The organism is Streptomyces sp. NPDC060209 (assembly GCF_042728155.1).
In the GTDB taxonomy this organism is placed as follows: domain Bacteria; phylum Actinomycetota; class Actinomycetes; order Streptomycetales; family Streptomycetaceae; genus Streptomyces.
Map to the genome: position 1 here is coordinate 1 of NZ_JBHWZS010000338.1, position 9254 is coordinate 9254.

Consider the following 9254-nt stretch of genomic DNA (forward strand, 5'->3'; position numbering starts at 1 on the left):
CTCCGCGGACCACCCGGGTGAGCGGGTCAGACGGAGGCCACCGGCCGACCGGGTCCCACGGGAACCGCGGACCGCTGAGCGGCGGCTTCGAGAACGGCTTCGGCCACGGCCACGGTGCCGGTGGCCTGTTCGAGCGTGACGATGTCGGCCTCCTTGCCGAGCACGGCGTCGCGGAAGGTCTCGTGCTCGACCAGCAGCGGTTCGCGCTTGACGATCGCGTACCGGGTCACGTCCCCCTCGGAAACGCCGCGGAACTGGCGCAGGCCCTCCCACTCGGTGGGCTGCGAGCCGTTGGCGTAGAACCACAGGTCCGCGGTGAGGGTGTCGGCCACGAAGCAGCCGTGCTCGCCGGTCACGATGGTGACCCGCTCCTTCAGCGGGGAGAGCCAGTTGACCAGATGGCTGGTGACCGCTCCGGAAGCCAGGTGCCCCACGAACGCCACGAGGTCCTCGTGTACCCGGCCGCTGCGGGAGACCGTCGCGGAGGCGACCGACTCGTAGGGGCTGCCGGTGAGCCACGCGGTCAGGTCGATGTCGTGGGTGGCCAGGTCGTAGACCACTCCGACATCGGCGATCCGGGCCGGGAAGGGACCCTGACGCCGCGTCACGACCTGGTACACATCGCCCAGTTCACCGAGTTCGAGGCGGGCGCGCAGCTCACGGAGGGCAGGGTTGTACCGCTCGATGTGACCGACGCCGGCCACCAGGCCCGCATCGGTGAACGCGCGGGTGATGATCTCGGCCGACCGCACCGACGGAGCGATCGGCTTCTCGATCAGAGCGTGTACGCCACTCGCGGCCAGCTCCAGCGCGACCTCTTCGTGCAGCGCGGTGGGGCAGGCCACGACGGCGTAGTCGATGCCCTCGGCCACCAGCTGCGAGACGCTGCGGAACACCGGCACGGAACCGGGCGCGGCGTCCTCGGCCGCGACCGGGTCGGCGACACCGGCCAGCTCGACGCCGTCGAGGCCGTGCAGCACCCGGGCGTGGTTGCGGCCCATCGACCCGAGGCCGATCAGCCCCGCCCGCAGAGACTTCTCCCGGCTCATGCGCGCTCCTCCACGATCTCGTTGACGGTGGCCGTCAGACGGTCCAGCTCCTCGGCCGTGAGCATCGGGTGCACGGGGATCGAAAGCGCCTGGGCCGCTGCGAGTTCCGTCTCGGCCAGGTCCCCGGAGACGTAGCCGAGGGCCTTCTCGCCACTCGCGAAGGGCTTGAGGCGGTGCACCGGGGTGGGGTAGTACACGGCATTGCCGACGCCCCGCTCCTGCAGCTCCCGGGAGACCGTGTCCCGGTCCTTGCCGGACGCGGAGTCCACGCGGATCGTGTACTGGTGGTAGACGTGGCGGGCGCCCTCGGCGACCGGCGGCGTGACGACGCCGCTCAGGCCGGCGTCGAGCACGGCCGCGTTGGCGCGGCGGCGGTCCGTCCAGGCGTCGAGGCTGCGCAGCTGGACGCGGCCGATCGCCGCCGACACGTCGGTCATCCGGACGTTGAAGCCCACGATCTCGTTGGCGTAGCGCTGTTCCATGCCCTGGTTGCGCAGCAGTCGCAGCGTGCGTGCGAGCGCGGCGTCGCCCGTGGTGATCATGCCGCCCTCGAGGCTGTGCATGTTCTTGGTCGGGTAGAAGCTGAAGCAGGCCGCGGCACCGAAGGCACCCACCGGCGTGCCGTCCAGGGCCGCGGAGTGAGCCTGTGCGGCGTCCTCGACGACGGCCAGGCCGTGCCGTTCGGCCACCTCGGTCAGTTCCGCCATGGCGGCCGGGTGACCGTACAGGTGCACCGGCATGATCGCGGCGGTCCGGGGGGTGATCGCGGCCTCGGCGGCGCCCGGCGAGAGGCAGAAGCTGTCGCGCTCGATATCGGCGAACACCGGGGTCGCGCCAACGAGCCGGACCGCGTTGGCGGTGGCGGCGAACGTGAAGGACGGGACGATCACCTCGTCGCCCGGGCCGATCCCGAGCGCCATCAGCGAAAGGTGCAGGGCACTCGTGCCCGAGTTGACGGCGATGCAGTGGCGGCCGTCGACGAACTTCGAGAACTCCTCCTCGAAGCCGGCGACCTCCGGCCCCTGGACGACCATGCCGCTGCGCAGCACGCGCACCGCGGCCTCGATCTCGTCCTCTCCGATCACCGGAGCTGCGGCGCGTATCACCTGAGGGTCACTGGTCATTGGTTCCACTTCACAGAGTTCGGTATGTCGAAAGCAGGCTCCGGCCCGGTGATGTCCACCAGGTCGTATGAGAGCTGCGGAGTGCCCGGCCCGGGCCGCTCGTAGGGACTGGGCACGGGGAAGTAGGTCTCCAGGAACGTCCTGAGCATCGCGGTGCGGGCTTCCGCCGTGTCCGGGTCGTCCACCGTGTCGTTGATGCAGAACGTGTGGTAATCACGCTGGGCGAGGAGCCTGTTGAGATGCCTGCCGGTGTTGGGGGCGGCCAGGTCCAGGTAGGTGTAGCGGATCCTGCCCGGAACCGAACGGCTCGTCTGCTGTCCGTAGTAGTGGTGCAGCGACGAGGTGATCGACAGGTCGGTCGGGCTGCGGAAGTGCGAGTGCTGCGTCTGCCGGTGCTCGGCCGGGTAGCGCTCCTCGATCTCCTCGAGGATGTCGCGGCGCAGCGAGTGCGGCACGTGCTTCATCTTCCTGGTCAGCACGCGGTCGAACGTCCCCGCGATGACGACGCGGTTGTTCTTCGCGGCGATCTCCGAGGGCGGGTCCTCCGCGGAGGGCGGCGTCATCGGGACGAGCGCGTTCGAGGGGAAGTACTTCGAGAGCCCGTTTGCGTGGAAGAACTCCTCGGGAGTCACGCTGCGGCCGAGGAAGACGTCGTCGTTGAAGTACAGGAAGTGGTCCGAGAGCCCCGGGATGTGGTGCAGCTGGCTCTCGATGGCATGCGAATTGAACGTCGGCAGGGCCGAGGCGTCGCTGAAGATGTCGCTGTGCGGGACCACCTTGAGCCGCGGGTGGGCGGTGTGGAGCCATCCGGGCACCTGCCCGTCCGTGACCAGATAGATGGTGCGCAGCCACGGTGCGAACTGGTGCAGGGAACGCAGCGAGTAGCGCAGTTCGTCACGGCTGGTGAAGCGCGCGGCGCTCACCGCCTGCTCGTGGTAGTCGGTCCGGCCGAGCGCGGTGGCCCGGCGGCGGATCCACTCGGGATCCGCGCCGTCGACCCAGGTGTAGACCGCGTCGACGGGAAAGTTGACCTCGTCCGGCAGCGACAGCGTGAATTCGGACCGCGTCGCGACCTGCGGCGGTGTGTCGACCAGGCCACTGACAGGGCCGGTGAAATTGCTGACCGGGACCCGCACCGGGTTCTCGGCGGCGACCACGGCGGTCGCGGTGAGGTTGGGTACGGGGGCGATGAGCAGCCCGTTGTCCTCGTTCCAGTACTCGACGACACAGGCGTGGTTGGGCCCGAGCGTCCACCGCCCGTCGGGATCGGTGAGGAGCCACCAGATCCGCAGAATCGATTCGTCCGAAGTCTGGGACCAGGAAGCGCGCTGATCGACGTGCAGCGGCTTTCCGCCGGCGGCGCCGCCGGCCATCAGGGCGCCCGAGGAGAGTTCGCTCACCCGCAGGGCTCTTTCGGCGCGCTGACGTTCGCCCGCCGGCACCGCGACGGCCGTCATGGTGACGGAATTGCCACGCACGCAGAAGTACGGGATGCCGTGACGTTCGAGTACGTCCGTCACGCGCAGGAGATTGGTGGCGCGGGCGATGGACGGCGTCAGCCCTTCCGTCACCTCGGCGGCACGCACCCCTCGCGCGTACCAGACCAGCTTCACACCCGGCCGGCGGGCATCGCGCCGCAGGCGCTTGCTCAGCCGCACGCTCAGGTGCTTGCGCAGAACACGCGAGGTCGTACCGAGACCGGACAGGCCGTGCTGGAGGATCAGCCGGTTACGGGCCGGCAGGAGCCGTACCAGAAAATGCCTCAAGGCGTGCGGCAGCAAGCGCCGGTAAAGGCGCAGCAAGGTAGAGGCTTCCGGGTTGCTCATTGCTCGTCTACTCCGTGTTCCCCCGCTCGGCCTCACGGCGAGCAACCATCACGCGTCACGGCGACAGTTCGTCGGGCTCGGCAGGCGGAGCGCGGAGGTGGGGATCCGCCGGAAGGTCAGCCAAGTGAAGCAAACGTGTCGCAGGAGTGAAGAATAACAAGATTCTAAGGTTGAGTCTGCAATCAAATGATTCCGATTCGGCTACGTACTCGACTTTTCCGTACATGCGAAAGCGGGCCGTACGATGATCCGTACGGCCCGCTGCCGCTGATTATGCGGAATCGGTGAAGAGGCTCGCGGTGCTGCCTCAGGCAGGGACGCTCGCCACGCCCTGCGCCAGGAACCGCTTCCCGTTGACCCGCTCCGAGACGCCCTCGCGGTCCAGGTACGGCGTGATGCCGCCCAGGTGGAAGGGCCAGCCGGCGCCGGTGATCAGGCAGAGGTCGATGTCCTGGGCCTCGGCGACGACGCCCTCGTCCAGCATCAGGCCGATCTCCTGTGCCACCGCGTCCAGGACGCGGTCACGGACCTGCTCCTCCGTCAGGACGGTGTCGCCCTGCTTGAGGAGTGCGGCGACCTCCGGGTCCAGCTCCGGCTTGCCGGAATCGTAGACGTAGAAGCCGCGCTTGCCGGCCTTGACGACCGCCGCGAGGTTCTCGGAGACCGTGAAGCGGTCCGGGAAGGCGCGGTTCAGGGTCTCGGAGACGTGCAGCCCGATCGCCGGGCCGACCAGCTCCAGGAGCACCAGCGGGGACATCGGCAGGCCGAGGGGCTCGATGGCCTTCTCCGCGGTCTCGACCGAGGTGCCCTCGTCGATGATGTTCTGGATCTCGCCCATGAAGCGGGTGAGGATGCGGTTGACGACGAACGCCGGGGCGTCCTTCACCAGGACCGCGGTCTTCTTCAGCTTGCGGGCGACGCCGAAGGCCGTGGCCAGCGAGGCGTCGTCGGTCTGCTCGCCGCGGACGATCTCCAGGAGCGGAAGGATCGCGACCGGGTTGAAGAAGTGGAAGCCGACGACCCGCTCGGGGTTCTTCAGCTTCGACGCCATCTCGGTGACCGAGAGGGACGAGGTGTTCGTGGCGAGGATCGCGTGCGCCGGGGCGACCGCCTCGACCTCCGCGAACACCTTCTGCTTGACGCCGATCTCCTCGAAGACGGCCTCGATGATGAAGTCGGCGTCGGAGAAGCCCTCCGCCTTGTCCAGCACACCGGAGACCAGGGCCTTGAGGCGATTGGCCTTGTCCTGGTTGATGCGGCCCTTGCCGAGCAGCTTCTCGATCTCGGCGTGGACATAACCGACGCCCTTGTCGACGCGAGCCTGGTCGATGTCCGTCAGGACGACCGGTACCTCGAGGCGTCGGAGGAAGAGCAGCGCGAGCTGGCTGGCCATCAGGCCCGCGCCCACCACGCCGACCTTGGTGACCGGGCGGGCCAGGGCCTTGTCCGGAGCACCGGCCGGGCGCTTGGCGCGCTTCTGGACCAGGTTGAAGGAGTAGATCCCGGAGCGCAGCTCGCCGCCCATGATCAGGTCCGCGAGGGCCTGGTCCTCGGCGTCGAAGCCGGCGCCCAGGTCGCCGCTCTTGGCCGCGGCGATGATCTCCAGCGCGCGGTACGCGGCCGGGGCGGCGCCGTGCACCTTGGAGTCGGCGATGGCCTTGCCGCGTGCGACGGCCTGGTCCCAGGCGTCACCGCGGTCGACCTCGGGGCGCTCGATCGCGATCTCGCCCTTGAGGACGGCCGCGGTCCAGATCAGCGACTGCTCCAGGAAGTCCGCGCCCTCGAAGATCGCGTCGGCGATCCCGAGCTCGAAGACCTGCTTGCCCTTGAGCTGGCGGTTCTGGTTCAGCGAGTTCTCGATGATCACCGAGACGGCGCGGTCGGCGCCGATCAGGTTGGGAAGCAGCGCGCAGCCGCCCCAGCCGGGGACCAGGCCGAGGAAGACCTCGGGCAGCGAGAACGCGGGCAGCGCGCTGGAGACGGTGCGGTAAGAGCAGTGCAGCCCGATCTCGACGCCACCGCCCATGGCCGCGCCGTTGTAGTACGCGAACGTCGGGACCGCGAGGCCGGAGAGGCGGCGGAAGACGTCGTGGCCGCCCTTGCCGATGGCCAGCGCGTCCTTGTGCTCCTTGAGGAGCTCGACGCCCTTGAGGTCGGCGCCCACCGCGAAGATGAACGGCTTGCCGGTCACACCCACACCGGTGATCGAACCCTCGGCCGCCTCCTTCTCGACCTGGTCGATGGCGGCGTTCAGGTTCGCCAGCGACTGCGGGCCGACGGTGGTCGGCTTGGTGTGGTCGAAGCCGTTGTCCAGCGTGATGAGGGCGAAACGGCCCGCACCGCCGGGAAGGTCGAGGTGGCGTACGTGCGCCTGCGTGACGACCTCGCCGGGGAACAGCTCGGCCGCGCCCTTCAGAAGCTCAGTGGTGGTGGTGCTCACTTGTTGCCTCCGTCGAAATTCGGGTTCTCCCAGACGACCGTCGCGCCCATGCCGAAGCCGACGCACATGGTCGTCAGGCCGTAGCGGACCTCCGGCTGCTCCTCGAACTGGCGGGCCAGCTGAGTCATCAGACGGACGCCGGAGGAGGCGAGCGGGTGGCCGTAGGCGATCGCGCCGCCGTACTGGTTCACGCGCTGGTCGTCGTCGGCGATGCCGTAGTGCTCCAGGAAGGCGAGCACCTGCACGGCGAAGGCCTCGTTGATCTCGAAGAGACCGATGTCGTCGATGGAGAGACCGGCCTTGGCCAGGGCCTTCTCCGTCGCCGGGATCGGGCCGTAACCCATGACCTCCGGCTCGACACCCGCGAAGGCGTACGACACGAGGCGCATCTTGACCGGCAGGCCCAGCTCGCGCGCGACGTCCTCGGACGCGAGCAGCGAGGCGGTGGCGCCGTCGTTGAGCCCGGCGGCGTTACCGGCCGTCACGCGGCCGTGGGCGCGGAACGGGGTCTTCAGGCCGGCCAGGGACTCCAGCGTGGTGCCGGGGCGCATCGGCTCGTCGGCGGTGACCAGGCCCCAGCCCGTCTCGCCCGCCTCGGCGTTGGTGCGGCGGACGGAGACCGGTACCAGGTCCTGCTGGATCTTGCCGTTGGCGTACGCCTTGGCGGCCTTCTCCTGCGAACGGACCGCGTACTCGTCGGCGCGCTGCTTGGTGATCGAGGGGTACCTGTCGTGCAGGTTCTCCGCGGTCATGCCCATGAAGAGGGCGGACTCGTCGACCAGCTTCTCCGACACGAGACGCGGGTTCGGGTCCACGCTCTCGCCCATCGGGTGGCGGCCCATGTGCTCGACACCGCCGGCGATGACGACGTCGTACGCGCCGAAGGCGATGGAGCCGGCCGTCGCGGTGACGGCGGTCAGGGCGCCCGCACACATGCGGTCGATGGAGTAACCGGGAACCGACTGCGGCAGACCGGCCAGGATTCCGGCGGTACGCCCGAGGGTGAGGCCCTGGTCGCCGATCTGGGTGGTCGCGGCGATGGCGACCTCGTCGATCTTCGCGGGGTCCAGGTCCGGGTTGCGGCGCAGCAGCTCCCGGATGGCCTTCACGACGAGATCGTCGGCGCGGGTCTCGTGGTAGATGCCCTTCGGGCCCGCTTTGCCGAACGGGGTGCGGACGCCGTCGACGAAGACGACGTCCCGGATGGTACGAGGCACGGTGGCTCTCCTCCAGGGTGCGGGATGGCACTGCTGCGGGCGCACGCATCGGCGCGCCACGCCCCTCATGCTACTTGCGGGTAACCAGACTGCCCACCCCCCGTCGCCGGAGCGGTGAACGTCACACGCGGAGGGGGCGCCGCCGGTGGCCCGGTGAGGCCGGGTAACTGGCGTGAATTCGATCCTCCTCGATGAGGCGGTCCATGGTGTGGTCCCGACACGCGTACGCCCCCCTGCCGGATCCGGAAGGGGGGCGTACGCGTGTCGGGACGGGTCAGACGCCTGCGTCCAGGGCACGCAGCAGCAGGGGGCCGACCTGTTCGATCTGCCAGTGGCGCGCGCCGTGTCCGGCCAGCGCGGTCTCGACCGCGTCCGGGGTCAGGGCCTTGGGCGGCTCCCAGCAGACCCGGCGCACGGTGTCAGGGGTGATCAGATTCTCCTGCGGCATGTGCAACCGCTCGGCGAGCTCCGACACGGCGGTGCGGGCCGCAGACAGCCGGGCCGCGGCGGCCGGGTCCTTGTCCGCCCACGAGCGGGGCGGCGGCGGGCCCGCCGGCTGCTGGCCGGGCTGCGGCAGCTCCGACTCGGCCAGCTGCCTGGCCCGGTCGACGGCCGCCTGCCACTGCTCCAGCTGACGGCGCCCCATCCGGTGCCCGAAGCCGGGCAGTGCGGTGAGCGCCTGCACGTTCACCGGTAGCGCCAGGGCCGCCTCGATGATCGCGGCGTCGCCGAGGACCTTGCCGGGCGAGACGTCACGGCGCTGCGCCACCTGGTCACGGGCGGTCCACAGCTCCCGTACGACTGCGATCTGACGGCGGCGGCGCACCTTGTGCATCCCGGAGGTCCGGCGCCACGGGTCCTTACGCGGGGGAGCGGGCGGTGCCGAGGCGATCGCGGCGAACTCCTCCAGCGCCCACCCCAGCTTGCCCTGCCGGTCCAGCTCCTCCTCCAGGGCGTTGCGCAGGTCCACCAGCAGCTCGACGTCGAGCGCGGCGTAGCGCAGCCAGGGGTCGGGCAGGGGGCGGGTCGACCAGTCGACCGCGGAGTGGCCCTTCTCCAGGGCGTAGCCGAGGACGTTCTCGACTATGGCGCCCAGCCCGACACGAGGGAATCCCGCCAGCCGTCCGGCGAGCTCCGTGTCGAAGAGAGAGGTCGGGGTCATGCCTATGTCGCGCAGGCAGGGCAGGTCCTGGGTGGCCGCGTGCAGGATCCACTCGGCTCCGGTGAGGGCTTCGCCGAGCGCGGACAGGTCGGGGCAGCCGACCGGGTCGATCAGCGCACTTCCCGCGCCCTCGCGCCGTAGCTGGACGAGGTAGGCGCGCTGCCCGTAGCGATAGCCCGAGGCACGCTCGGCGTCGACGGCCACGGGGCCGGTGCCGGCGGCGAAGTCCGCGATCACCCGGGCCAGCGCGTCGTCGGTCGCCACCACCGGGGGGATGCCCTCGCGCGGTTCGAGCAAGGGGATCGGCGCCGGGGCGACGTCGTCCGGGGGAGCGCCCCCGGTGGTTCGCAGTGAAGTGTCTGCTGCGGTCTCTTGGGCGTCGGTCACATGCCAAGGGTATCTGTGTATGTGCGTCGCCCGTCGACGGAACGTTCCG

The 9254-nt window shown here is 69.9% G+C and carries 6 protein-coding genes; all 6 read right to left on the reverse strand.

Translation table 11 applies throughout. From position 1 onward, the window contains the following. Positions 1–26 precede the first annotated feature (26 nt). Complete coding sequence (locus tag ACFWFI_RS37275; protein WP_387399309.1) at positions 27–1049, reverse strand: Gfo/Idh/MocA family protein; 1023 nt, start codon at positions 1047–1049, stop codon at positions 27–29. Continuing rightward, positions 1046–2173, reverse strand: a complete 1128-nt coding sequence (locus ACFWFI_RS37280; protein ID WP_387399311.1) for a DegT/DnrJ/EryC1/StrS family aminotransferase — start codon at positions 2171–2173, stop codon at positions 1046–1048. The genes ACFWFI_RS37275 and ACFWFI_RS37280 overlap by 4 nt, the downstream gene beginning before the upstream one ends. Further along, positions 2170–3999, reverse strand: a complete 1830-nt coding sequence (locus ACFWFI_RS37285) for a stealth family protein (RefSeq protein WP_387399314.1) — start codon at positions 3997–3999, stop codon at positions 2170–2172. Before ACFWFI_RS37285 ends, ACFWFI_RS37280 begins: the two co-directional genes overlap by 4 nt. A 307-nt stretch (positions 4000–4306) precedes the next feature. Further along, positions 4307–6439: a 3-hydroxyacyl-CoA dehydrogenase NAD-binding domain-containing protein gene (locus ACFWFI_RS37290; protein WP_387399316.1), complete on the reverse strand. Its 2133-nt coding sequence runs from the start codon at positions 6437–6439 to the stop codon at positions 4307–4309. Next, entirely contained in the window at positions 6436–7656 is a 1221-nt protein-coding gene (locus tag ACFWFI_RS37295) for a thiolase family protein (RefSeq protein WP_387399319.1), read from the reverse strand. Before ACFWFI_RS37295 ends, ACFWFI_RS37290 begins: the two co-directional genes overlap by 4 nt. Positions 7657–7930: 274 nt before the next feature. After that, positions 7931–9205 carry an HRDC domain-containing protein gene (locus ACFWFI_RS37300; RefSeq protein WP_387399322.1) on the reverse strand — a complete coding sequence of 425 codons (1275 nt, stop codon included), beginning with the start codon at positions 9203–9205 and terminating at the stop codon, positions 7931–7933. Positions 9206–9254 lie beyond the last annotated feature (49 nt).